Origin of the sequence: Chromobacterium haemolyticum, from assembly GCF_002081825.1 — a bacterium.
In the GTDB taxonomy this organism is placed as follows: Bacteria; Pseudomonadota; Gammaproteobacteria; order Burkholderiales; family Chromobacteriaceae; genus Chromobacterium; species Chromobacterium fluminis.
Genome location: NZ_MUKU01000050.1, coordinates 1 through 24228, shown reverse-complemented (window position 1 = coordinate 24228; position 24228 = coordinate 1). Strand labels below are relative to the sequence as shown.

The window sequence follows — 24228 nt, the reverse complement described above, 5'->3', positions numbered from 1 at the left end:
GTGCCTAGTGAAAACGGCGTCGTCGCGGTGACAATGACGCCTCAGTTAGCCAATGGATGCAGCGGAATCGAATGCTCTCGCCCTTCGGTGTCCAGCAGCAGCACGCGCTCCGCCTCCAAGGCCTTGAATGTGTATTGTTCCGCCAGCCTGGCGCCCGGCTGCAACGCCTTGGGCATGCGGCAGCCGGAACACAGCAGGAAACTGCGTCCTTGGCCCTCCAGCACCAGCACGCGCTGGCCGTCCTGCCGCCATTCGCCGACGACGCTGAACGGCGCCGGCGCGGCTTCAGGCGGAGCCGACGGCAAGGACGCGGCCAGTTCCGGCGCGGCGTCCGGCGGGGGGACGACGGGCTTGGCCTCCTCGCGCAACGACGTCCAGCTCTGAATCGGAAATAGGTTGACGCCTTCGGCCTGCGGCTCTTGCGCCAGGGCCGGCGCCGCGCAAGCCATCGCGAGAGCACTCAGCCAATGGACGCGCCGCCTCATTGCCCGGTCCCCAGCAGGCTGAAGCGCATGCGCATGCTCAACGCCGCGGTATCGGTTTGCGGCCGTTCCAGCGTCATCGCCTCCAGCCTCAACAGCGGCTGCGCGGTCAGTTCTCCCAAGGCCGCCATCAAATCCGGATAGCGCCCGCTGGCGCTCAGCTCCACCGAGACGCGCCGCAGAGCGCCGCCGGCCTCCGTCTCCTCCCGATAACTGGCCTCGGACACGCTCAGGCCGGATTGGCGCAGTTGCTCAAGCAAGGCCAGCTTGCGCGGTGCGAGCGCCAGTCTCCGTTGGGCCTGCCATTGCCGCTCGCGCCCCGCCGTCGTCGCCTGCTGCGCGCGCAACGGAGCGCTCAATTGCTGACGACGCTGTTGCAAATCCGTATCTTGCGCCTCTTGCACCAGCACGCCGTAAGCCAGCAGCAGGCCGGAGGCCGCCAGCGACAGCCGGCCGCCTCGTCCCAGCCGGCAAGCCAGCGTTTGCCGTTGCCAACGCAGCCTGGCGCGCCACTGCCGTCCGCCGCCGACGGGCCGGGCGCCGCGTTTGAAGGCCGCCAGCCAACGTCCGGCGCTTTGCATCCAGGCCCTCATCGCAAGACCACCTGCACCGTGGCCAGCACCGTCTGGTTCGGATCGCCGGGCTTGAGCCCGTGCCGCAGCAGCTGCGCCTGGCCCTGTCCGGACGGCAGATTCAACCGTTCGACGAAATGGAACACTTCCCGCAGCTCCGCAGCGGCCAGCTCCAGCCGGACTTGTTTGCCCGCGCCTTCAAGATGCAACGACAAAATACCCAGCCGCGGCGACCAAGCTTGTTCTATCGCCCGCAGCAGCGCCGGGCGCAGCCGGGTTTGATCGTCGCCTTGGGCCTGCAGCAAGGCCTGCACCTTGCGCGCTTCCGGCGAGGCGGCTTGGTCGCGGCGCTGTTCGCGCTCTCGCAAAAAACGCTGCTGCTCCTGCCGCTGCTCCCAGGCAGCGGTGTCCTCAGCCAGCAGCTCCAACTCCCATTGCCGCCAGCCCAGCGCCGCCAGCAGCGCCAGCAAGACGACGACGGCCACGCCGGCCAGCGGCGCGCTCGCCTCGGGACGACTGAAGTCCAGGCCGCGGGCCTTCAAGCGGCGCATGACTGGCTCGCAAGCAGAGGATGGGGAAAACCCAGCCAGCGCGCTCGCGCCGCCAGCGGCTGTTGCGTCGGGCCTTGGGTCGCGCACCAGTCGTAGTCGCCGCCAGGCTCGCGGCCGCACAAGGCCTCCGCCGCCGCCACGCCTTCGGCCGCGCGCTGTCCCGGCGCCAACGCCAGGGTGAGCAGTTCTTCCCAGCCGCGCTCGCCCCGCCACAAGCAGGTAACCGCGCCGGCCTCGGCCAACACCAGCCCGCCCGACGCCGGCGCGCGCGGATGATGTTGCAGGCAGGAGGACAGCAAGTCGCGGCAGCCGGCCAGCCGCCAGCCGGCCTCCCGCGCGGCGGCGCGCAAGTCGGCCACTAACGGAAGCTGGGCGGCGAAGGCCAGCCGCGTCGCGCCGTAAGCCGCCGGCGCCAGACGAATGTCCAGCTCCCCAGCTACGCCGCGTTCGCGCAGCAGCCCCTGCGCATAGGCCCGCCACTGGCCGCGCTGTCCGGACAGACCGTCCTGCCACGGCAAGAGCTGGCTGTGCGCCCACGGATAACCCAATAGCACTTGCACGCGGTTGCGCCAAGCCAGCCGTCGACGCTTGACGCCGCCCAGCAACATGGCCAGCGCCTCGGCCGGCTTGCCGTGATGACGACAGCGCCACGGCTGGCCCGGGATGTCGCCTGGCGGCAGCAGGGTGGCCAGTTCGGCGTCGATCAATACGATTCTGTCATTCCATGGCCACGGCACGGCTGACCTCCTGATAGGTAGTGAGTCCGCGCGCCACCGCCTCGCGGGCGGCGTCGCGCAGCGATTGATAGTCGGCGCATTGCGCCAGCGCCTGTTGGCGCTTCTGCGGCGAGCGCTCCAGCAGCGCGTCTTTCATCCGGCTATCCAGGCGCAGCACTTCCGCCAGCGCAATGCGGCCGTGGAAGCCGCCGCCGCGACAGTGGTCGCAGCCCGCGCCGGCGCAGGCGACGCAAAGCCGGCGGACTAGGCGCTGCGACACCACGCCGTTCAGCGCTTCCAGAAAGGTGGCCGCTTCCACGCCCATATAGAGGAAGCGGTCTATCACGCTAAAGGCGTCGTTGGCGTGTACCGAGGACAGCACGCGGTGGCCGGTCAGCGCCGATTGCACCGCGATGGCGGCGGTTTCGGCGTCGCGGATTTCGCCCACCAGAATAGTGTCCGGATCGTGACGCAGGATGGAGCGCAGGCCTCGGGCGAAGGTCAGGCCTTTTTTCTCGTTGACCGGGATTTGCAGAATGCCGGCCATTTCGTATTCCACCGGATCTTCGATGGTGATGATTTTTTCCTCGCCGGTGTTGATCTCCGCCAGCGCGCCGTACAGGGTGGTGGATTTGCCGCTGCCGGTGGGTCCGGTGATCAAGGTCAGGCCGTAGGGCAGTTGCGCCAGCGCGCGCACGCGGCGCGCGGTTTCACCGTGGAATCCCAAGCTGTCCAGGCTCAGACTGTCGCCGCGTTGGGATTTGTCCAGCAGGCGCAATACGGCGTTTTCTCCGTGGGCGCCCGGCATGATGGAGACGCGGAAATCCACCTCGCGGCCTTGCAACGCCACCTTGAAGCGGCCGTCCTGCGGCACGCGCTTTTCCGCGATGTCCAGGCTGGACAGCACTTTCAGCCGCGACATGGTCTGGCTGGCCGCCAACAGGCCCGGCACCTGGCGAATGGCCTGCATCACGCCGTCGATGCGGTAGCGGATTTGCAGCCCGTCGTCGCGCGATTCCAGATGGATGTCGCTGGCGCGGCTTTGCAAGGCGTCGTACAGGGTCATGTTGACCAGGCGGATCACCGGACTTTCATCCTTGGCCAGGCTGGTCAGCGAGATCGACTCCACCGCTTTGGCCAGGCTGTCCTCGGCCAAGTCCACCTCGGCGCCGTCCATGACCCGCTCGCGGGCCTCCGCTTGCTTCAACCAGGCGTCGACCACGCCCGGCAAACAGATGGCGAAACGCTGCTCGCCGCCCAGCAGCCGGTTTTGCAAGCGCAGGCGCAGGTCCAGCCGCAACGGCTCGGCCATCACCAGATACAGCCCGCCCCGCCACTCCAGCGGCGCCGCCCGGCAGGACAAGGCCTCCGCCAGGGGCAGCAGATCGAAGCGCGCTGCCGCCTCTCCTACCTGAGCCTCGCTCAGCGCGGTCAGGCCCAGCAGCCGCGCCGCCAGCGGCAGGCTGGCAGGCTCGCGCTGCAGCTGTCTGCCCAGCAGCTCGGCCATAGGCAGGTCTTGTTCTCCGCTTTCGCGCCGCCATTGCCAGCCGGCCGGCGACGTTGGGTCCATCATTGCTTGCATCAATCCTCCTCAACCCATCCCGCCGGCCAATTCGAAAATCGGCATATACAGCAGGGCGACGATCAGGCCGACCAAACCACCCACCGCCAACATCAAAATCGGTTCGAACACTTTGCTGAACACTTCTATCGCTTGGTCCAGCGCGCCGTCGTGAAACTGGGCGATGCGCTCGCACATGCCGCCCAGGTCGCCGCTCTGTTCGCCAACCCTCAGCAGCCGCTCCGCCACCGCCGTGGTCAGCTCGTGGCGCGCCAGGGTGTCCGCCACCGGCCGGCCGGCGCGCAGTTCTTCCAGCGCGCGGTCCAGGCGCTGACCATACGCGGCCGGCAGCAGCCGTCCGGACAATTCAAAGGCCTGCAAGGCCGGAGTACCGCCGGCGATCAACAAGCCGGCGGTGCGGTAAAACCGAGCCAACACAAACAGGCGCGCGACATCGCGCAGCCGGGGCAGCGTCCACAGCAAGCTCAGCAAAACGCGCTGAGTGCGCTGCGCGCGCAGCAGCAGGCACAGCGCCGCCAGCCCCGCGGCCAGGCCCGCGCCCAGCAAGCCGCCGTGGGCCTGCACCAGGCGCGCCCACCACAGCATGGCGGCGGCGGTGGCCGGCAGCTCGCGCAGCGATTCGAACACCGCGGCGAACCGGGGGATCACGAAAAACAGCATGAACAGCAGGATGCCGAAGCCGACGGAGAGCACCAGCGCCGGGTAGACCAGCGCGCCGGTCACCCGCTTGCGGATGGCCACGATGCGCAGTTCGTAGTACTGGTAGCGCTTCAAGGCCGCCGGCAGTTGGCCGCTGCCTTCGGACGCGGCCACGGTGGCCGCCAGCAGGGCCGGAAACACCTCCGGCTGGGCCTCCATCGCCCGCGACAGCGGCTGCCCCTGGTACAGGGCTTGCAATAGCCGGTCCAGCACGCTCTGCAAGGCTTTGTCGCCGCCAGCCTGATCGCGCAGCGCTTGCAGCGCTTCGATCAAAACCAGGCCGGCTTCCAGCAGCGCCGACAGTTCTTGCAACAGCAGGCCCAGCGCCGCGCCCTTGAGCGCGCGCTCGGCTCGCCGGCCGCCGGCCTCGCGAGCAGCCTCCAGCACCAGGCCGTCGTCCACACTCAATTGGGCCAGCGCGGCGGCTTCGCTGTCCGCCCGCACCCGATGCGTCCTCACCTCGCCCTGCCGCAACACGCTGATCCGATAGGCCCCCATCTCAGCGCCTCGCCTCGCGTTCCGCGCGCAATTGCAGATACTGCCGCCACACCTTGTCCACGTAACGCTTGCGCGCGCCTTCGCGGGTCGCCGCGCCGCCGGCGTTGTAGGCGCCCACCGCGCGCCAGGTGTAACCGTAACGCGCGATGAAGTCCGCCAGAATGGACGCGCCCACCTGTACGCTCAGGCAGGGCTCGTCCAGCAGCCGCTGGCGGCTGATGCCGCGCTTGGCCAGCGCCGGCAGATGAAGGCTGTTGATCTGCATCAGGCCGATATCGTGGCTGCCGTCCTTGTTGTGATTGACCGCGAGGGGATTCAACGCGGACTCCACCTTGGCGATCGAATACAGCAGCAGCGGGTCCACCTGGTGGCGCGCGCCGGCTTCGCGCCAGCAATTGGCCGACGCCTGCACGCCGTCGGACAGCGCGGCGCACGCGGCCAGCAGCGGCAGCAGTCCCTTACAGCGCATGGGCCAGTTCACCGTCGCCCCCCGTCCGCCCGGCTTCGCCCAGGGAAACGATCTCAGCCTCGGCCTCGCGGCCAGGCACCCGCCATTGATACGGCCGGCCCCAGGCGTCCATCGGCACGTCCTTGGCCAAGTAGGGGCCATGCCAGCCGGCCACGCCCGGCGGCGCTTTCACCAACGCCTCCAGGCCCTGTTCCGCGCTGGGATAGCCGCCAACGTCCAGCCGGTATTGCGCCAAGGCGTCGCCCAGAGTTTTCATTTGCGCCTGGGTGGCCTTGACCTTGGCCTTGTCCACTTGGGAAAACAGCTTGGGTCCGACATAGCCGGCCAACAGGGCGATGATCAGCAGCACCACCAGTAACTCCAGCAGCGTGAAGCCGCCTTGACCGGCAAAGCGCCGTCCAGCGTTCATCGTCGTCATAAGATCGCTTGTCCAAAAGAAGGCCGCGCCAGGGGCGTGCGCTTGAAGATAAAGAAAGATCCGCGCCGGGAACGGCGACGGTCCCACCCGTTGCCAGCGCATGCTCACATGAGGCTTCCGCCGTTCTCAATATTTCTGAAAGGAATCTAAAATCGGGCGCGGCTGATATGGGAAGGAACCACGCAGCGGCGCGGACGTACGGATTGAGAATGGTTTCAGAATGATGGCGCCCTCACAGCCGGCGGCGTTTGAATTGCGTTTTTTATCGAGCGCCGTCGCGGGTTCTGCCTGATGCGGCCGCGCCTTGGAGAAACGCATGTCCCCTTCCCCCCTTTCCACCCCCGCCGCGGCCAGCCATGGCTACCCGCGTCTGCAAATCCTGTTTCACTGGCTAAGCGTGCTCTTGATGGCCTGCCTGGCGCTGGCCGGCGGGCTGCGCCACGTCTTGGTCAAGCACGCTTCCATCGAGATGCGCAGCGTGATGATCGTGCACATCGGCTGCGGCATGGCCCTCCTCTTCGTGACTCTGCTTCGCGCCGCCACACGGCTGGTCGGCTCCGCTCTGCCTCCGCTGGCCGGCAGCGGCCGCGCGCAACGCGCTTGCGCCCACGCCGCCCATCTGGCGATCTACGCCTTGATCCTGGCCTCCTGCCTGCTGGGTTGGGTCATCGTCAACGCCAAGGGCCTGGCGATCCCGATGCCGCTGCTGGGCTTCGAGTTTCCGCGTCTGGTCGCGGCCGATCCGGCCCTGGTCGTCGCGACGGTGCGGCTGCACGACTGGCTGGCTTGGGCTTGCTACGCCCTGCTCGCCGTCCACATCGCCGCCGCCGTCTGGCACCATGTCGCGCTGAAGGATGGCACACTGCAGCGCATGAGCTGGCCGCGGCCGGCTCCGGCTCCCGCCGTGACCGACTGCCACCGTTGCTCGCCGAACACCGAGGCGCAGAACGAGAGCCTGGCGCCAAGCGACCGGCTGGCCTCCTGATCCACGTTCGCCCCACCCTAAGAACCTGTTCAAAGTCTCGCGAGCAAGAGCGAGACAAGGCGTTGCGGCTGGAGAAGCGGAATGTACCCGTGGCATCTGAGCCGTTCGAAAGGGCGCTCACCCTGTCACGTTCCACAACGCACAGCAGATCGTAAACAGGTTCTAACAGCCAGGCTCCAAACAGGAAGCAAAATGGCACAATCGGAGTCTTGATCCCTCCCCCGCCCTACACGGAGAACCGCCCCATGTTACGCACCCTATCCGCCATGCTGTGCTGTCTGCCCGCTCTGGCCCTGGCCCAAAGCGTGGAATTGTCCTTCGTCGACGCCAAGGGCAATGCCGGCCCGGCCGGCAGCATCGTCATCGAGGACACGCCCTACGGCGCGCTGCTGACGCCCAATCTTGAAAAACTGCCGCCGGGCCTGCACGGTTTCCACGTACATGAGAAACCTTCCTGCGCGCCGTCCGTCGGCGTCAACGGCGCGGCCACGCCGGCCGGCGCGGCCGGCGGCCACTGGGATCCGGACAAAACCGGCGCCCACGCCGGCCCATACGGCCAAGGCCACAAGGGCGACCTGCCCGCGCTGTACGTGGGCGCCGACGGCAAGGCGAACTATCCCGTGCTGGCGCCGCGCTTGAAAGCGGCGGACTTCTCCGGACACGCGCTGATGGTGCATGTCGGCGGCGACAATCACAGCGATCACCCCCAGCCGCTGGGCGGCGGCGGCGCGCGCATGGTCTGCGGCGTGGTCAAATAAACCCGTCCTCGACAAAGAAAAACCGGCGCGATTGACAAGGCCGGTTTTTTTATTGACGATGATCGAATTCAAACGACTGTTTTAATACAATGAAACCACCCGCCTGGCTCTTCAGACTTTTACTCAATTTATGGCCGCCCTTCTTGGGAGCCGGCATCCGCGTCAAGCGGCTGACCGCCGACTTCAGCGATATCGAAGTGCGGCTGAAGCTGGGCTTCAGCAATCGCAACTACGTCGGCACCCATTTCGGCGGCAGCCTGTACGCGATGACCGACCCCTTCTTCATGCTGATGCTGATGCGCCAGTTGGGACGGGACTACTATGTGTGGGACAAAAGCGGCAGCATAGACTACGTCAAACCGGGCCGCGGCACGGTGCGCGCGCATTTCCGGCTGGAGCCCGCCATGATGGAGGAGATCAGACTGCACACCGCCGCCGGAGACAAATACCTGCCTAAATTACAGGTGGATGTTCTGGATCAGCAGGGCGAGTTGGTGGCGAGGGTATTCAAGACGCTGTACATCAAGCGCAAGAAAAGATGAGACGGCGCGCCGCCCCGCTGTTCAATGCGTGGAAAACGGCAGCAGGTAGCGCTTGCCGTCCAGGCTCAAGGCGGCCAGCCAGTCGCGGCTGCCGCTGACGCACAGCGGCAGGGTGACCACGGCCTTCCAATCCGCGCCGTCGCGCACAAAGGTGTAGCGATTGAAGCCCATATCCATGTCGGCCATATTAAACTCCACCTGCGGCGCTTCCCGCGCCGCGACGCCTTCCAAGCGAATCTCGAACGGCTTGCCGTTTTGCGGCGGCGACGCGAAACGCCAGACACCGCCGTCGGGCAGATCACAGGATGGCCGGCCGGCGACGCAGGCCAAGGGCGACGGCTTGACCGCTTGCCGCTCGCCGTACCAGCGGTAGATCAAGCTGAACTTGAGGCTGGCCAACAGCAACAAGGCGCCGCCCAGAGCCAGCCATTTACGCTGCTTGGCGTTCATCGCCAAGCTCCCCGCATCAAGGCGACGCCGTGCGCGCCATGACGGCGGGCGGCATCCAGATCGTCCAGACTCATGCCCCCCAGCGCGTAGACCGGCGCGGGCGCGCCGGCGGCCAGGCACTGCAGGAAACCGTCCCAACCCAAGGGCGCCGCGCCGGGATGACTGGAGGTAGCCGCCACATGGCCGAGCAAGGCGTAGTCCAGGCCCAGCTCTCCGATCCGCGCCACTTGCGCCGCATCATGCGCCGACGCCCCCACCCAGGCGAACGCAGGGCGCTCCGTCAGCGAGGCCAGCCGCGCGGCGTTCAGATGCACGCCGTCCACCGGCCATTCCGCCGCCCAGGCCGGATCGGCATTGACCAGCAGCTTGCCGCCGCGGCCATGAACGATAGCCGCCGCCTTGGCGACAAAGTCGGCCAGTTCCGCGCGCGGCATCCCCGGCTCGCGGATCTGCACCATGCTCCAGGCTGGCCCCTGCTCCAGCCGCCGCAATTGGGCGTCGACGCCGATCTCGTGCGCGCAGCTGATCGCATAAGCCGCCGGCAATTCCAGCGATTTGAGAATGGGCCCGTTGGCCGGCAGCATGGGTTGCACCGTGCACGCGCCCGGCGTCTGCCAAGCGAAGCGCTGGCCTTCCCGCGACTGCGGCTCGCCGCGCCAGGACCAGACCCGGAAGAAACGCAGCCGCACCGAAGCATGTTCATAATGGTGGACCTTGGTCAGCCACGGCGTCGCGGCCTCCATCTCAATGCCCATTTCCTCATACAGCTCTCGCGCCAGCGCCTGCTCGCCGCTCTCGCCCGGCTCCACCTTGCCGCCGGGAAACTCCCAATAACCGGCGTAGGGTTTGCCCTCCGGCCGGCTGCCCAGCATGAAACTGCCATCCGGCCGCATCAGCGCGCCGGCCACTACCTCTATGATCTTGCTGTCGCTCATTGCTTGGTCTTGCCCGGTGAATATCATCCCGGCTCTCGGCGGCCGGCAGCGCATTCTACCCCAAGCGCCACCCAGCAATAAGGGCGCCGCGGCGCCCTTAATGGATTCAAGCTTGTCTCAGCCCGGGCGGCCCGGCTTGGTGCAACCCGCGTCCTTATAGGGCTGGGAGCTGAACTGCGTCCAGCCCGGCCCCAAAGAGAATTGCGAGCAGGCAAGCTTGCCGTCGATCTTGCTCTGCCACAGATACCAAGGGGCGGGAGCGGCCAAAGTCATCAAGGGAAAAGACAAGGCCGCCAGGGCCAGAATGATTTTGCGAGTCATCGTGCGTACCTCAGAACAAAGTGAAGAAAAGCATGGCCCAGACCCAACTGTCACCATGCGCACAAAATGCCAAACAAATATACAGCACAATACCCTTGGCATAAAGTGCGCCGTATCGCTTCGCACAAAGGACAGCTCCAAGACCTGTCCGCCCCTCCCCGCAACATCCAATAATTAAGGGCGCCTCAGCGCCCTTGTTTTTCACCGTTCTTAAAAATTACGTCCATAGAACGTGTTTACGATCTCGCGAGCTAAGGCGAGACAAGGCGAAAACGAGCGAAAAAGCGGAATGTACGCGTGGTACATGAGCATTCTGAGCTCGGTTTCAACGCCGTATCGCCGACGCGCAGCAGATCGTAAACAGGTTCTTAGTTCTGGACTGAAATCGTCGGCCTCAACACGCGGCGCCGTATTGAACAAACAGGACCGCGCGCCAAGAGCAACGCTGCCAAGGCCTAGCAGCGAGCCTAATCAGCCCGGACGGCCTTGAATGCGGCAGCCTGCGTCTTTGTAAGGAATGTCATTGAACAAAACCCAACCCGGTCCATAGGAGAATTGCGAGCACACCAGATGGCCGTCGAACTTGCTTTCCCATCTGTACCAAGGAGCCATGGCAGCAAAAGCCATCCAGGAGATGCACAGGCCCACAGCCAGCAAGGCAATTTTACGAACAGTACATACCCACCCCAACCTATTTATATGTCATAAATATAATTATACAAAATGCAAAACAAATATACATTGCATTTAACAAAAAATAAATATCAAGTCATATATTCGGCAATGTTGCCAAGCCAGAAAAATTCATAATAAGCGGTAAAACCGCAAAAAAATGAGTCAATTGCCGGTTTCAAGCGCGGCTGATAAGTCTCAAAGTGTTACCATTAGCACTGTAAACCTGCGAAATCTGCATATTTATCCCGTTTGTCATTTCATCGCGTAGCGACACAAGGCAGACCATCCGCGCTCCGCCTACGGGCTTGATCGATTTCGTCACGAACTCCCCCATCCCGCCGAAGGAGCATGCACTTGGACACCTTAAACTCACTCATCCTGGCCGGCTCGCTGGTATTCCTCGCCAGCCTGGTGGTGTCCTCCATCGCCTCCCGCTTCGGCGCGCCGCTGCTCCTGGTCTTCCTGGCCTTGGGCATGTTGGCCGGCGAGGACGGCCCCGGCAAAATCGCGTTCGGCAACTACCAGCTCAGCTATGTGATCGGCACCATCGCCCTGGTGGTGATCCTGTTCGACGGTGGGCTGCGCACGCGCCAGGACAGCTTCCGGATCAGCCTGAAGCCGGCCGGGGTGCTCGCCACGCTGGGGGTATTGATCACCACGGGCGTGACAGGCCTGTTCGCCGCCTGGGTGCTCAACCTCAGCTGGCTGGAAGGCTTGCTGATCGGCGCCATCGTCGGCTCCACCGACGCCGCCGCGGTGTTCGCGCTCCTGTCCGGACGCGGCCTGGAAATCAACCGCCGCGTCGGCAGCGCGCTGGAGATAGAATCCGGCAGCAATGACCCGATGGCGGTGTTCCTGACCTCGGCGCTGATCGGGGTGCTGGGCCAGCAGGGCCAAGACGCCGGCGTCGCTTCCATGTTGTGGCTGTTCGTCAAGCAAATGGGCCTGGGCGCGCTGGCCGGCTGGGCCGGCGGCAAAGCCATGGTTTGGCTGTTCCAACGGCTGGGTCCGCGCGGCGCGATGCTGGCGCTGTTCAGTTTGGGCACCGCAGGCGCGCTGTTCAGCCTGACCACCGCGGCCGGCGGCAGCGGCTTCCTCGCCATCTATCTGGCCGGCATCGTGGTGGGCAACGCCCGGGTGGCGGACCTGCCCAATCTATTGAACATCCACGACGGCTACGCCTGGCTGGCTCAGGTGACCATGTTCCTGGTGCTGGGGCTATTGGTGACGCCGTCCAATCTACTGCCGGTGGCGCCCTACGCGCTGGCGATCTCCATCGTGCTGATGCTGGTGGCGCGGCCGCTGGCGGTGTGGCTGTGCATGCTGCCCTTTCCGGTGCCCAAGGCGGAAAAGCTGTTCATGAGCTGGGTGGGCCTGCGCGGCGCGGTGCCGGTGATTCTGGCCATTTTTCCGCTGATGGCCGGCCTGCCCAATAGCCAACTGTTCTTCAACGTGGCCTTCTTCGTGGTGATGATGTCGCTGCTGTTCCAAGGCTGGACCATCGCGCCGCTGGCGGAGAAATTGAAGCTGAAGCTGCCGGCGCGGCCGGACGTCGAACACCGGGTGCCCGTGGTCAGCGGCCAGGAAGCCCGCTACGAGGCCGCCTCCTGCCTGGTGCGTGCTGATAGCCCGGCCGAAGGCCAACTGGCCGGCGAACTGGCCTTGCCCAGCGGCGTGCGGCTGGCGGCGCTGTATCGCGATGAACAAGCGCTTGAGCCGGCGGCGCGCCAGACGCTGCGCGCCGGCGACTGGGCCTGCCTGATCGGCCCCGGCCCGGCGCTGGAGACGGCCGGCGAGGCCTTTCACCCACCCGGAGACGATCCTTATTACGGCTACTTCACCGTATCCGGGCTGGCGCGTCTGGCCGATCTGGCCGACAGCTACGGCCTGACGCTGAGCGAACGCGACCGCGCCGACAGCATCGCAGAATACTGCAAACGCGCTTGCGGCTATCCGCTGGTGGCCGGCGACGTGCTGCGGCTGGACCGGCTGGAGATGGTGATCCGCGCCGCCGCCAACGGCCAGGTCAAGAGCGTGGGCCTGCGCTATTTGAAGTCATAGCAAGGCCTTGCGCTCCTTGGCGCTGCGCCCGGCCCAATCGCAGGCGAACTGCCAGGCGACGCGGCCGGAGCGGCTGCCGCGCAGATGACTCCAGTGCAGCGCGGCCTTTTCCGCCTCGGCGTCCAGCTTCAGGCCAAAATGCGCCAGCCATTCGGACGCCGCCGCCAGGTAGGCGTCCTGATCGAACGGGTAGAAGGACAGCCACAAACCGAAGCGGTCCGACAACGACACCTTCTCCTCAATCGCCTCCCCCGGATGGATTTCGCCGTCCTGCACCCAGCCTTCGCGGTTTTCGCTCATCTTTTCCGGCATCAGATGGCGGCGGTTGGAGGTGGCGTACACCAGCACATTGTCGACGCGGCGCGCCAGGCCGCCGTCCAGCGCGGTCTTCAGCGCCTTGTAGGCGTCGTCGCCCTGCTCGAAGGACAAATCATCGCAAAACAGGATGAAGCGCTCCTTGCGCCCAGCCACCAGCTCGACGATGCGGTTCAAATCCCCCAGTTGCGCCTTGTCCACTTCGACGAGACGCAGGCCCTTGGCGGCGAACTCCGGCAGCAGCGCCTTGACCAGCGAGGATTTGCCTGTGCCGCGCGCGCCGGTGAGCAGCACGTTGTTGGCCGGCCGCCCCTTGACGAACTGGCGGGTGTTGCGCAGCAGCTGCGCGCGCTGGGCGTCGATATGGGTCAGCCGCTCCAATTCCGGCGCGTGCGGCTCCGCCACCGCCTCCAGCCAGCCGGCCATGCCCTGGCGCTGCCAGCGGAAGGCCTTCGCGCTCCAGTCCGGCTCCGGCCGCGCCGGCGGCAGCAAGGGCTCCAAGCGCGCCAGCATGGCTTCGGCGCGGGTCAGAAAAGCTTGCAACTGCTCCATGATTTCCCCTCGATGCGAAACGACAAAAACAAACAGCCTGGCAGAAAGCCGCCAGGCTGTCGATGTCGCGGCCACGCCGGCCGCGGGCGCTTAATCCGCCAGATGCTGGAACAGCGGCGTGGACAAATAGCGCTCGCCGAAAGAAGGAATCACCACCACGATCAGCTTGCCGGCGTTTTCCGGACGCTTGGCCAGCTCCAGCGCCGCCCACACCGCCGCGCCGGAGGAAATGCCCACCAGCAGGCCTTCGCGAGCCGCCACCGCGCGCGCGGTTTCCATCGAGTCCTCATTCTTCACCCGGATGATTTCATCGTAAATGCCGGTGTTGAGGATGGCCGGCACAAAGCCTGCGCCTATGCCCTGGATCGGGTGCGGGCCTTTGGGGCCGCCGGACAGCACCGGAGACGCGTCCGGCTCCACCGCTACGATGCGCACGCCGGGCTTGCGCGCCTTCAGTACTTCGCCCACGCCGGTGATGGTGCCGCCGGTGCCGACGCCGGCGACGAAGATGTCGACCTGGCCGTCGGTGTCCTTCCATACTTCTTCGGCGGTGGTGTTGCGGTGGATGGCCGGGTTGGCCGGGTTCTCAAACTGCTGCGGCATGAAGTGGCTGTCCGGATTCTGCTCCACCAGTTCGCGCGCCTTGGCGATGGCGCCGCCCATGCCGTCGGGTCCCGGGGTCAGGATCAACTCGGCGCCGTAGGCGCGCAGCAGTTGACGGCGTTCCCGGCTCATGGTTTCCGGCATGGTGATCACCAGCTTATAGCCGCGCGCGGCGCAGACCATGGCCAGGCCGATGCCGGTATTGCCGGAGGTGGGTTCGACGATGGTGGTGTCCGGGCCGATCTTGCCGGCCTGCTCGGCAGCGTCGATCATCGCCACCGCGATGCGGTCCTTGACGCTGTGAGCCGGGTTGAAGAACTCCAGTTTGGCGACCACGGTGGCGCCGCAGCCGTCGGTCACTCGGTTAAGCCGCACCAGCGGGGTGTTGCCGATCAAATCCGTCACAGCATTGGCAATTCGCATCTTTATTCTCCACAGACAGTTTTGAAGAAAACCATATTACCCAGCATCATAAACAAGCTGAGCAACGAACCAAAATATTGTTTGCTTATAATCGACAAACTTGGCAGTCTCAGCCGGCCCCGCGCGCGCCGCGGTCCGGCAACTACACTGAAACCATTGCCCACCACCCGCAGACCGAGGCCCACTTCCCGCTTATGCCCACACAGGAAACCCTGATCCCGCTCACCGGCTGGCGCCGAAAGCTCTACATCATCATTTACGAGGCAGACACCCGGCCGGGCCGCATCTTCGACCTGGCGCTGATCGTCGCCATCCTGCTGTCGGTACTGACAGTGATTCTGGAGAGCGTGCAAAGCATACAAGCGGCCTGGGGCGCTCAACTCAAGATACTAGACTGGTGTTTCACCATTCTGTTCACTATCGAGTACGCCTTGCGGCTGATCTGCATCCACAAGCCGATGCGCTATGTGAAGAGCTTCTTCGGCATCATCGACCTGCTGTCGGTGCTGCCGCTGTATCTTGGGCTATTCATCCCGGAAAGCCGCTTCCTGGCCGATATCCGCATCCTGCGCCTGTTGCGCATGTTCCGCATCCTCAAACTGACCCGCTACATAGGCGAGGCCAGCGAGCTGAAACGGGCGATGCTGGCCAGCCGGCGCAAGATTACGGTGTTTCTGGTCACCGTGGTCTTGCTGGTGGTGATCCTGGGCACGATGATGTTCGTGATCGAAGGCCCGGAACACGGCTACACCAGCATCCCGGTCAGCATTTACTGGGCCATCGTCACGCTGACCACGGTGGGCTTCGGCGACATCACGCCCAAGACGCCGCTGGGCCAGGCGCTGGCCAGCGTGGTGATGATCACCGGCTACGGCATCATCGCGGTGCCCACCGGCATAGTCACCGCCGAAATCGCGCGCGGCAGCGGCGCCAAGATCAAGACCGCGGAAGCCGTGTCCGGTACCCGCCTGTGCCCTCACTGCTTCACCGAGGGCCACGACTGGGACGCGCGCTTCTGCAAACACTGCGGCGGTCAGTTGCCGCGCCCGTCCAAGGGCGAGGTCAGCTAGCCTCGCCGGCCAACAAGCGTCGGTAGCGGCCGGCCATCGCGTCGTCGAAGGCCACCAGCAGCACGCGCCGCAACGTATGCTGCTCTTGCGCCAGCCACTGACGAACGGTGCCAACCGCGATATCGCTGGCCTCTGTGGCCGGATAGCCGTAAACGCCGCAGCTGATCGCCGGGAAGGCGATGCTGGCCAGCCCGTGCCGCGCCGCCAGCGCCAGGCTGTTGCGGTAGCAGGCGGCCAGCGACTCCGCCTCTCCCTGAGCGCCGCCTTGCCACATCGGCCCCACCGTATGAATCACATGCCGCGCCGGCAGCCGGTAGCCGGCGGTCAGCTTGGCCTCGCCGACGCGGCAGCCGTTCAAGGTCAGGCATTCCGCCAGCAGCTCCGGCCCCGCGGCGCGGTGAATGGCCCCGTCCACGCCGCCGCCGCCCAGCAAGCTGGCGTTGGCGGCGTTAACGATGGCGTCCAGCGCCAGCGTGGTGATGTCGCCCTGCCATACCGTCAATTCGGTCTTCGCTTCCATCGTTTCTCCTCCTCCGTCCCTGCCGCCATTATCCGCCCGCAGCCGGCCGCGAGCGCAAAAAAAGCCGGCTAAAGCCGGCTTTTTCACGCTCCGCCTCAGGCGGGATTGTTCAACAGCGAATTCCGCCGCGAATACCCAAAGTACACCACCAGGCCTATCAACAGCCAAGCCATGAAACACAGCCAAGTCAGCAACGACAGCTGGGTCATCAGAAAGCCGCAGCACAGAATGGCCAGCGTCGGGATGTAGGGCACGCCTGGGCAAACGAATTTGCGCGGCAGATTGGGTTCGCGCTTGCGCAGCACGATCACCGACAAGGCGATCAGGGTAAAGGCGGCCAGCGTGCCGATGTTCACCAATTCCGCCAGAGTGTGCAGCGGCACAAAGCCGGCCAGCAAGGCGATGATGCTGCCGATAAGCCAGGTAGCCTTGTACGGCGTGCCGTACTTAGGGTTCACCTCGGAGAAGATCTTGGGCAGCAGGCCGTCGCGCGACATGGCGAACAGGATGCGAGTCTGACCGTAGGTCATCACCAGAATCACCGTCATCATGCCCAGGATGGCGCCCAGGTCGACAAAGCCGGCGAACCAGTCAAGCTTGGCCACTTGCAAGGCCAGCGACACCGGGTGGTCTACGCCGGCGAACTGCATATAAGGCACGATGCCGGTCATGATGGCCGCCACCACCACATAGAGCAGCGAGCACACGCCCAGCGACCAGATCACCCCCCGCGGGATGTCCTTGGCCGGGTTCTTCACTTCCTCGGCGGCGCAGGTCACCGCGTCGAAGCCGATGAAGCTGAAGAACACGATGGCGGCGCCGTGGAACACGCCGGAAAAGCCGAAGGGCAGCGCCGGCTGCCAGTTCACCGGCTTGACGTGCCACACGCCGATGCCGATGAACAGCAACACCACGCCCACCTTGATCAGCACCACCACATTGTTGACGCGCTTGGACTCCTTGATGCCGAAGGCCAACAAGGCGGTGATCATCAGCGCCACGCAGAAGGCCGGCAGATTGAACAGCGTCTGCTTGCCCGGCAAGGAGCCGGCGGCGGCGGTCAGGTATTCGGGCAAGGTCACGCCAAAGCCGGACAACAGGCTCTGGAAATAGCCGGACCAGCCCACCGACACCGCCGACGAAGCCAGCAGGTATTCCAGCAGCAGGTCCCAGCCTATAATCCTGGCTATCATCTCGCCCAGCGTCGCGTAAGCGTAGGTGTAAGTGGAGCCGGAAACCGGCAGCATGGAGGCGAACTCGGCGTAGCACAGCGCGGCGAAGCCGCAGGCGAAAGCGCTGATTATGAAGGAAAGCACCAGGCCGGGGCCGGCCACGGTGGCGCCGGTGCCGGTCAGCACGAAGATGCCGGTGCCGATGATGGCGCCGATGCCGAGCATGGTAAGGTCGAAAGCGGAAAGCTCCTTGCGAAGCCCACGCGAGGTTTGAGCGGTAGCCAGCATTCCCTGGACGCTCTTTTTGCGCATCAAACTCATTGGTTTCACTGTCCCGTAACGGCCGTCCGGTACAACGACAAAGCGCCCGCTGTCCCGGCGGGCGCTTCATACTCGGATGGGGCCTGTATGATCTGTTGTGTCCTCTCCCCGCTGCTCTGTCTGTCGTTGGCTTTAAATAAACGCGATAACAAGGACTTGCCGTTGTCGAGCGCGGTGCTTAAGCCGCCGATCCACGCAGTTCATGCCGGGGAAGAATGCGATAGTACCGTAGGGCCCGAAGCCGGCAATGCGGGAAACCCCATATAGCCCGCCATTGGCAAACCCTGCACGTCATCATAGCGCAAAACAAATTATGGCAAAGGCATCAAATCTATCAATTTGCGCGCGGCGTTCTCCAATTGCTGGCGCCCGTTGTCCCCGTCGCCCAACTCCTGCTGACCCTGCCACAGCACAGCGCCGTCCGCGCTGTTGACCACCTCCAGCGCCAACGTGCGCACCGTTCTCACCTGATAGTCCGGCGACCAGTACATGCCGCCGCCGTAGCGCCAATCGCGCCAGCCGCCGGCATACCAGCCGTCCGCAGGCCAATACACCTGGCGCTGCTGGCTTTGCTTGAAGCACAGCTTCCACTGAGGCCGCGCCTCGTCCACCGCCGCTCCCTTCAAAGCCAACCGGTCCAGCAGCCATTCGCGCATGTCCACGCCGGCGCCGGCCGACGGCAGGCAGCTCAGCCCCACCGTGCCCGCGCCGGCCCAGGCCGGAGCGGCCGCCAGCACCGCCAGCAGCGCCGCCATCGCTGTTTTCATCTTCATCGCCTCAATTCCAATAAGCCGCGTCAGCATATACTGACCGCAGATAGTCGACGAAGTGCCGCACCCGCGCCGGCAGCAAGCGTCGCTGCGGCACCACCGCGCATACGGGATAGTCCGGCGCGGAGAACTCATCCAGCACCGTCACCAGCCGACCGTCGGATAGATCGTCCTTCACTTCCCACAGCGAGCGCCAGGCCAAACCCAAGCCCTGCAGCGCCCAGTCGTGCAGCACCGCGCCGTCGTTGCACTCCAGCCGGCCAGCCACGCGCAGGTTCACCGCCTCGCCCTCGCGCCGAAACGCCCAGCCGCGGCTCTGGCTCTCCCCCAGCGACAGGCAGTTGTGCTCGGCCAGGTCCTCCAGCCGAAGCGGCAAGCCGTGGCGAGCCAGATAGGCCGGCGCCGCCACGACTACACGACGGTTTTCCGCCAGCCTGATCGCCACCAGCGAGGAATCCGCCAGGTCTGAAATACGGATCGCGCAATCGATGCGGTCGCGCTGCAGGTCCACCAGCCGGTCAGACAGATCCAGCGTCACCTTGACGTCCGGGTGAAGTTGCTGGAAACCCGCGATGTGCGGCGCCACGTGCTTGCGGCCGAAACCGGCCGGCGCCGATACCCGCAAATGGCCTCGCGCGCGGCCGCTGCCGGAAGCCACCGCCGCCTCGGCGTCCTCCAGATCGGCGAGGATGCGCTGGCAGTCTTCGAAAAAGGCCGCGCCCTCCTGCGTCAAGGCCAGGCTGCGCGTGCTGCGGGTCAAGAGCTTGACGCCCAGCCTATCCTCCAGCGCGTCTATGCGCCGGCCGATGATGGCCGGCACCACCCCTTCCTGGCGCGCGGCGGCCGACAAGCTGCCCTGCGACACCACGGCGACAAAGGTCTCCAATTGTTTCAACATTCAGGCCGCCCTACGATTAGCTAACAAAAAGTAAAAGATGATATGTCTATATATGCATTTTTTTTTACGCTTTGCCTAGATAGACTAGCCAGGTCCCGCTTCACTGTCCCAGGTCCGGACGCGCCCGCATCCCGTCCGGCCCAATACTGCAAAGGAGTCCCAGCATGGCAGCCGCGCTTCCCCAGGGGATGGAAATCCTCGCTACGCTCACCCCGGCCTACGCCGACATTCTCAGCCACGACGCGCTGGCCTTCATCGCCAAGCTGCACCGCCGCTTCGAGCCGCGACGCCGCGAACTGATGGCCGCCCGCGCCGCGCGCCAGACCGAGCTGGACGCGGGCAAGCTGCCGGACTTCCTGCCGGACACCGCCGCCGTCCGCGCCGGCGACTGGAAGATCGCGCCGCTGCCGGACGACTTGCTGGACCGCCGCGTGGAAATCACCGGCCCGGTGGAGCGCAAGATGATGATCAATGCGCTCAACTCCGGCGCCAAGAGCTTCATGGCGGATTTCGAGGACTCCAACTGCCCCAGCTGGGACAACCAGATCAACGGCCAGATCAATGTCCGCGACGCCTATCGCAAGACCATTTCCTTCGCCAACCCGGACGGCAAGCAATACCGGCTCAACGCCGACACCGCCACCCTGCTGCTGCGCCCGCGAGGCTGGCATTTGATGGAAAAACACCTCAAGGTGGACGGCGACATCGTCTCCGGCGCGCTGTTCGACTTCGCCTTGTCCTTCTTCCACAACATTGCCTATCTGCACAGCGTGGGCAGCGCCACCTATTACTACCTGCCCAAGATGGAAAGCCATCTGGAAGCGCGGCTGTGGAACGAGGTGTTCGTGTTCGCCCAACAGGAGCTGTCCATCCCGCAGGGCACCATCAAGGCCACGGTGCTGATCGAAACCATACTCGCCGCCTTCGAAATGGACGAAATCCTGTACGAACTGCGCGAGCACAGCGCCGGACTCAACGCCGGCCGCTGGGACTATATTTTCAGTTGCATCAAGAAATTCCGTCAGAACCGCGACTTCTGTCTGGCCAACCGCGCCCAGATCACCATGACCGTGCCCTTTATGCGCGCCTACGCGCTGCTACTGCTGAAGACCTGCCACCGTCGCGAAGCGCCGGCGATAGGCGGCATGGCGGCGCTGATTCCGATCAAGAACGATCCGGCGGCCAATGAGAAGGCCTTGGCCGGCGTCCGGGCGGACAAGGAGCGCGACGCCGCCGACGGTTACGACGGCGGCTGGGTGGCGCACCCCGGCCTGGTGCCCATCGCCGCAGAGGCCTTCGGCAAAGTGCTGGGCGACGCGCCCAACCAGATCGCCAAGCAAAGGCCGGACGTTCAGGTCGGCGCCGCCGAATTGCTGGATTTCCGCCCGGACGCACCGATCACCGAAGCCGGACTGGCGATGAACATCAATGTGGGCATCCAGTACCTGGGCGCCTGGATTTCCGGCAACGGCTGCGTTCCCATCCACAATTTGATGGAAGACGCCGCCACCGCAGAAATCTCCCGCTCTCAGATCTGGCAATGGATACGCAGCCCCAAGGGCGTGCTGGACGACGGCCGCAAAGTAACAGCCGAGCTGTTCCACCAGTTGCACGCGGCGGAAGTGGCCAAGCTCAAGGCCGAGTACGGCGCGCGCTGGACCCGCCAGTACGACGACGCCGCCGCGATGTTCGACCTGCTGACCACCTCCGACGATTTCGTCGAGTTCCTGACGCTGCCTGGGTACGAATACCTGGCCTGACAGGACAAATGGATCCCGACGGCCTGATTGTCGGGATTTGTCAGCCTGGCTGCGTAGCTTTGCGGATTGAAGAGCATGGACAACGGCCCTATGATGGGCCGCTTGTCATAATTCACCTTGCAAAGCGCGCCCGCCCGGAACCTGTTCAAGCTCTGGCCAACGCTCGCGAGACAAGACGCCGCGCCCAAGGCGCGAGGTTTCACGACGCACAGCGGACTTTGAACAGATTCCCACATGCAAAGCATCCTCGACTTTCAGGCCACCGTGCTCAGCACCACCGGTTACGGCCTGGCGCTGACCGCCGTCATCACGATGTTCTGGCTGCGCAACCGCGGCGAGCAGGCCTTCCTGTATTTCTGCGCGGCCGGCGCCAGCGTCAGCCTGGGCGGCGTGTTCAGCCTGCTGCCCATCGGCCTGCCACCGTGGCCGCAATTGGTGTTCAACAATCTGCTGTGGATGCTGTTTCATCCCCTCGCGCTCTGCGGCATCCGCCACCTGAACGGCAAGAGTCCGCGCGTCTGGCAAAGCCTGTTGCTGGTGGCCGCCGGCATGGCCGCCTATCTTCAGGCCGGCCCCGCCGATATGGGACAGCTCACCATCGCAGTCTGCCTGGTCTATCTGGTCGCCTGGCTGCTGGCCGCGCGCGAACTGTGGCCCGGGCACTCGCGCATTGCCGGCGCCGGCCGCAAAATGGCGCTGGCGGTCAGCCTGCTTTACGCCTTGCTGGCGCTGGCGCGCCTCGTGCACGCCATCTGGACCGGCAACGTTTACGACGCGCACTCAATGAGCTTTTCCATGCTCAGCTCGCTTGGCATGCACTGGCTGAGCTTCAGCTTCATCTTGTGCGCGCTGTACATCTGCTACGAGCGCGCGCTGGAACAGACCCAGCACCAGGCCAGTCACGACGGCCTGACCAATCTGCTCAACCAGCGCGGCTTCCGCGAACTGGCCGAGGCCGCCTGCCGCCGCGCCTGGCGAGAGCGCAAGCCGCTGGCCTTGCTGCTCTTGGACGTCGATCACTTCAAAAGCATCAACGACCGCCACGGCCACCAGTTCGGCGACCTGGTGCTGCAACAACTGGCCGCCTGCCTGCGCGCCCAAGCGCGCGCCGGCGACATAGTCGGCCGTTACGGCGGCGAGGAGTTCGTGATGCTGCTGCCGCGCACCGGCCTGCAAGACGCTCACGCGGTCGCGCAACGCATCCTGCGCGCGGTGGACGCGCTGCGCCCGCAACCGGCCGCCGCCGCCCCGCCCTTGAGCATCAGCGTCAGCATCGGCGTGGCCAGCACCAGCCAGCAGCCTTACGACGGCCTCTCCAGCCTGTTCAGCGCCGCGGACAGCCAGCTCTATCGGGCCAAGCGCAACGGCCGCAACCGGATAGAACTGGCCGAAGGGCAGTATGCCGTCGGAAACTTTTCTCGGGCATGATGGGCCTACACACTGCAAATCGGACTTTTCCGATCAAGACAACAATGTCATGGGAATCGACACATGAACAAACCAACTCTCTTGCTTGCCTGCCTCGGAACCCTATTCGCCGTCAGCGCCGCCCCGGCGCTGGCCGAAAGCACCCAGCTCAATCTGTCCGCCAGCGCGCAGCGCGAAGTGGCCAACGACCAGATCAGCGCCACCTTCTACCAGCAAATGAGCAACACCCAGCCGGCGGTGCTGGCCAATAGGCTTAACAAGGCCGCCGCCCAGGGCATTGCGCTGGGCCGCAACCACTCCAAGGTGCAGCTGTCCAGCGGTGGCTACAACACCTGGCCCAATTACGACAAAAACGGCAAGATTCAGGGCTGGCAAGGCCGGGTGGAAATCCAGCTGAAGAGCCGCGACTTCACCCAGGCCGCCGAACTGATGGCCAAACTGCAACAGAACCTGTTGCTGCAAGGACTGCAATTCAGCGTGTCCGACCAGGCGCGCAAGGAAGCCGAGCAGAGCATGCTGCCGGAAGCCATCGCCAACCTGGAAGCCCAGGCCAAGATCGCGGCCAAGGCAATCGGAAAAAATGTTAGCAATATCAAAGAGTTGGATATTGGCAGCCAGTCCCCCATCTTCCGTCCGCCTATGATGATGAAGGCTGCCGGCATGGCCGCCAACGCAGAAGTGGCGCAACCGGACCTGCGGCCAGGACAATCTCAACTGCAACTGCAAGTCAGCGGCAAGGTGGAGTTGAAGTAAGCCTTCCAGCCGCCACGGCATTGCGCTAAAGTAGTCGCTCGCCGGGCCTTATCCGTCCGGCGAGCACTTCGCCTGCCATCATCCAGAACGACCCGAAACATGAAACTGATCGCCTCGTTGACCAGCCCCTACGCCCGCAAGGTGCGCATCGTGCTGGCCGAAAAGAAAATAGACTGCCCGCTGGAGAAAGACGTGCCGCGGAACGCGGATACTCGCGTCGGCGATTACAATCCTCTGGGCAAGGTGCCGGTTCTGGAACTGGATGACGGCTCGACGCTGTACGACTCGCGCGTCATCGCCGAGTATCTGGACAACATCTCGCCGGTATCGCGCATTCTTCCCCAGGAAAACCGCCTGCTGATCGCCACCCGGCGCTGGGAAGCGCTGGCCGACGGCATCGTCGACGCGGCGGTGGCCATCGTGCTGGAAAGACGCCGCCCGGACGACAAGCAGATGCCGGAGGCGATAGCCCGCCAGCGCGGCAAGATAGACCGCGGCCTGGCCGCGCTCGCCACCGATCTGGCCGACCGCCAGTGGTGCAACGGCGTGGGCTACAGCCTGGCGGACATCGCCGTCGGCGCCTGCCTGGGCTATCTGGATTTCCGCTTCCCGGAAATAGACTGGCGCGACAGCCACCCCAATCTGGCCAGCCTGCTGGAGCGGCTGATGACGCGGCCGTCCTTCGCCGACACCCTGCCGCCGGTCGCCTGAGCCGCGCCGCCGTCAAAAAAAACCGGGCCCAAGCCCTAATGCCGTTCACTTAAGCAAGTGAACGGCATTTTTCATGGTGCGAATCTTGCTCATACTTCGCTCATGTTGACTCACTCATTTCCGTCCCTATGGTTGGCAAGGCTCACAAACACCCTGATTTCTCTGCTCTTTCTCAGAAAATTGATCCTCAATGGATCGTCCACGCCCTTGCAGTGACC

Annotated in this window: 27 protein-coding genes; 9 read left to right on the top strand and 18 right to left on the bottom strand. The window is 64.8% G+C overall.

The window, feature by feature from the left end; all coding sequences use genetic code 11:
* Positions 1 to 41 precede the first annotated feature (41 nt).
* The 9 genes from B0T39_RS22905 to B0T39_RS25345 form a co-directional block, all read right to left on the bottom strand.
* Positions 42 to 485 (bottom strand): hypothetical protein, encoded by a 444-nt coding sequence (locus B0T39_RS22905; protein ID WP_141111373.1) that lies wholly within the window; start codon positions 483 to 485, stop codon positions 42 to 44.
* Positions 482 to 1075, bottom strand: a complete 594-nt coding sequence (locus tag B0T39_RS22900; protein WP_141111372.1) for a GspMb/PilO family protein — start codon at positions 1073 to 1075, stop codon at positions 482 to 484. Before B0T39_RS22900 ends, B0T39_RS22905 begins: the two co-directional genes overlap by 4 nt.
* Positions 1072 to 1605 (bottom strand): hypothetical protein, encoded by a 534-nt coding sequence (locus B0T39_RS22895; RefSeq protein WP_081550812.1) that lies wholly within the window; start codon positions 1603 to 1605, stop codon positions 1072 to 1074. The genes B0T39_RS22900 and B0T39_RS22895 overlap by 4 nt, the downstream gene beginning before the upstream one ends.
* Positions 1593 to 2342 carry a hypothetical protein gene (locus tag B0T39_RS22890; protein ID WP_141111371.1) on the bottom strand — a complete coding sequence of 250 codons (750 nt, stop codon included), beginning with the start codon at positions 2340 to 2342 and terminating at the stop codon, positions 1593 to 1595. Before B0T39_RS22890 ends, B0T39_RS22895 begins: the two co-directional genes overlap by 13 nt.
* The gene (locus B0T39_RS22885) at positions 2323 to 3903 is read right to left on the bottom strand and encodes a GspE/PulE family protein (protein WP_217806322.1); all 1581 of its coding nucleotides are present in this window, start codon (positions 3901 to 3903) and stop codon (positions 2323 to 2325) included. Before B0T39_RS22885 ends, B0T39_RS22890 begins: the two co-directional genes overlap by 20 nt.
* A 9-nt stretch (positions 3904 to 3912) precedes the next feature.
* Complete coding sequence (locus B0T39_RS22880) at positions 3913 to 5100, bottom strand: type II secretion system F family protein (protein WP_081550808.1); 1188 nt, start codon at positions 5098 to 5100, stop codon at positions 3913 to 3915.
* Between the two features lies 1 nt (position 5101).
* Positions 5102 to 5569: a transglycosylase SLT domain-containing protein gene (locus B0T39_RS22875; RefSeq protein WP_081550806.1), complete on the bottom strand. Its 468-nt coding sequence runs from the start codon at positions 5567 to 5569 to the stop codon at positions 5102 to 5104.
* Positions 5559 to 5987, bottom strand: a complete 429-nt coding sequence (gene gspG, locus B0T39_RS22870; RefSeq protein ID WP_081550804.1) for a type II secretion system major pseudopilin GspG — start codon at positions 5985 to 5987, stop codon at positions 5559 to 5561. The genes B0T39_RS22875 and gspG overlap by 11 nt, the downstream gene beginning before the upstream one ends.
* Before the next feature lie 126 nt (positions 5988 to 6113).
* Complete coding sequence (locus tag B0T39_RS25345) at positions 6114 to 6305, bottom strand: hypothetical protein (RefSeq protein WP_141111370.1); 192 nt, start codon at positions 6303 to 6305, stop codon at positions 6114 to 6116.
* On the opposite strand from B0T39_RS25345, the gene B0T39_RS22865 reads away from it, so the two are divergent.
* The 3 genes from B0T39_RS22865 to B0T39_RS22855 all read left to right on the top strand — a co-directional run bounded on the left by B0T39_RS22865 (position 6304) and on the right by B0T39_RS22855 (position 8272).
* The gene (locus B0T39_RS22865) at positions 6304 to 6972 is read left to right on the top strand and encodes a cytochrome b (protein ID WP_081550802.1); all 669 of its coding nucleotides are present in this window, start codon (positions 6304 to 6306) and stop codon (positions 6970 to 6972) included. The two genes, B0T39_RS25345 and B0T39_RS22865, sit on opposite strands and share 2 nt — an antisense overlap.
* 245 nt (positions 6973 to 7217) lie before the next feature.
* On the top strand, positions 7218 to 7730 hold the full coding sequence (sodC, locus tag B0T39_RS22860; RefSeq protein ID WP_081550800.1) for a superoxide dismutase family protein: 513 nt from the start codon (positions 7218 to 7220) through the stop codon (positions 7728 to 7730).
* A gap of 89 nt (positions 7731 to 7819) precedes the next feature.
* Positions 7820 to 8272 (top strand): DUF4442 domain-containing protein, encoded by a 453-nt coding sequence (locus B0T39_RS22855; RefSeq protein WP_081550798.1) that lies wholly within the window; start codon positions 7820 to 7822, stop codon positions 8270 to 8272.
* A 21-nt stretch (positions 8273 to 8293) separates the two neighbouring features.
* Here B0T39_RS22855 and B0T39_RS22850 read toward each other — a convergent pair whose 3' ends face one another.
* The 3 genes from B0T39_RS22850 to B0T39_RS22840 form a co-directional block, all read right to left on the bottom strand.
* Positions 8294 to 8722 carry a hypothetical protein gene (locus B0T39_RS22850; RefSeq protein ID WP_081550796.1) on the bottom strand — a complete coding sequence of 143 codons (429 nt, stop codon included), beginning with the start codon at positions 8720 to 8722 and terminating at the stop codon, positions 8294 to 8296.
* Complete coding sequence (locus B0T39_RS22845; protein WP_081550794.1) at positions 8719 to 9657, bottom strand: Nudix family hydrolase; 939 nt, start codon at positions 9655 to 9657, stop codon at positions 8719 to 8721. Before B0T39_RS22845 ends, B0T39_RS22850 begins: the two co-directional genes overlap by 4 nt.
* Before the next feature lie 117 nt (positions 9658 to 9774).
* On the bottom strand, positions 9775 to 9978 hold the full coding sequence (locus B0T39_RS22840) for a hypothetical protein (RefSeq protein WP_019100082.1): 204 nt from the start codon (positions 9976 to 9978) through the stop codon (positions 9775 to 9777).
* Between the two features lie 1029 nt (positions 9979 to 11007).
* Here B0T39_RS22840 and B0T39_RS22830 point away from each other — a divergent pair.
* Positions 11008 to 12714 (top strand): potassium/proton antiporter, encoded by a 1707-nt coding sequence (locus B0T39_RS22830; protein WP_081550830.1) that lies wholly within the window; start codon positions 11008 to 11010, stop codon positions 12712 to 12714.
* On the opposite strand, the gene B0T39_RS22825 is transcribed toward B0T39_RS22830, so the two are convergent.
* Positions 12709 to 13581, bottom strand: coding sequence for an ATP-binding protein (locus tag B0T39_RS22825; RefSeq protein ID WP_081550790.1), 873 nt, complete (start codon positions 13579 to 13581; stop codon positions 12709 to 12711). The two genes, B0T39_RS22830 and B0T39_RS22825, sit on opposite strands and share 6 nt — an antisense overlap.
* 90 nt (positions 13582 to 13671) lie before the next feature.
* Complete coding sequence (gene cysK, locus B0T39_RS22820) at positions 13672 to 14607, bottom strand: cysteine synthase A (protein ID WP_081550788.1); 936 nt, start codon at positions 14605 to 14607, stop codon at positions 13672 to 13674.
* A 194-nt stretch (positions 14608 to 14801) separates the two neighbouring features.
* On the opposite strand from cysK, the gene B0T39_RS22815 reads away from it, so the two are divergent.
* Positions 14802 to 15677 carry an ion transporter gene (locus tag B0T39_RS22815; protein WP_081550828.1) on the top strand — a complete coding sequence of 292 codons (876 nt, stop codon included), beginning with the start codon at positions 14802 to 14804 and terminating at the stop codon, positions 15675 to 15677.
* Here B0T39_RS22815 and B0T39_RS22810 read toward each other — a convergent pair.
* From B0T39_RS22810 to B0T39_RS22795, 4 genes are all read right to left on the bottom strand, one after another.
* Complete coding sequence (locus B0T39_RS22810; RefSeq protein WP_081550786.1) at positions 15670 to 16197, bottom strand: O-acetyl-ADP-ribose deacetylase; 528 nt, start codon at positions 16195 to 16197, stop codon at positions 15670 to 15672. The genes B0T39_RS22815 and B0T39_RS22810 overlap by 8 nt on opposite strands.
* 95 nt (positions 16198 to 16292) lie before the next feature.
* On the bottom strand, positions 16293 to 17657 hold the full coding sequence (locus tag B0T39_RS22805) for an amino acid permease (RefSeq protein WP_303245589.1): 1365 nt from the start codon (positions 17655 to 17657) through the stop codon (positions 16293 to 16295).
* Between the two features lie 344 nt (positions 17658 to 18001).
* The gene (locus B0T39_RS22800; RefSeq protein WP_141111369.1) at positions 18002 to 18463 is read right to left on the bottom strand and encodes a DUF4136 domain-containing protein; all 462 of its coding nucleotides are present in this window, start codon (positions 18461 to 18463) and stop codon (positions 18002 to 18004) included.
* 4 nt (positions 18464 to 18467) lie between these two features.
* Complete coding sequence (locus tag B0T39_RS22795; protein WP_081550780.1) at positions 18468 to 19358, bottom strand: LysR family transcriptional regulator; 891 nt, start codon at positions 19356 to 19358, stop codon at positions 18468 to 18470.
* 164 nt (positions 19359 to 19522) lie between these two features.
* Between B0T39_RS22795 and aceB the strand changes: the two genes are divergently transcribed.
* The 4 genes from aceB to B0T39_RS22775 all read left to right on the top strand — a co-directional run bounded on the left by aceB (position 19523) and on the right by B0T39_RS22775 (position 24010).
* On the top strand, positions 19523 to 21118 hold the full coding sequence (aceB, locus tag B0T39_RS22790; RefSeq protein WP_081550778.1) for a malate synthase A: 1596 nt from the start codon (positions 19523 to 19525) through the stop codon (positions 21116 to 21118).
* A 234-nt stretch (positions 21119 to 21352) separates the two neighbouring features.
* Positions 21353 to 22546 carry a GGDEF domain-containing protein gene (locus tag B0T39_RS22785; protein WP_081550776.1) on the top strand — a complete coding sequence of 398 codons (1194 nt, stop codon included), beginning with the start codon at positions 21353 to 21355 and terminating at the stop codon, positions 22544 to 22546.
* 63 nt (positions 22547 to 22609) lie between these two features.
* Positions 22610 to 23299, top strand: coding sequence for an SIMPL domain-containing protein (locus B0T39_RS22780; RefSeq protein WP_081550774.1), 690 nt, complete (start codon positions 22610 to 22612; stop codon positions 23297 to 23299).
* 99 nt (positions 23300 to 23398) lie between these two features.
* Entirely contained in the window at positions 23399 to 24010 is a 612-nt protein-coding gene (locus B0T39_RS22775) for a glutathione S-transferase (RefSeq protein ID WP_081550772.1), read from the top strand.
* Positions 24011 to 24228 lie beyond the last annotated feature (218 nt).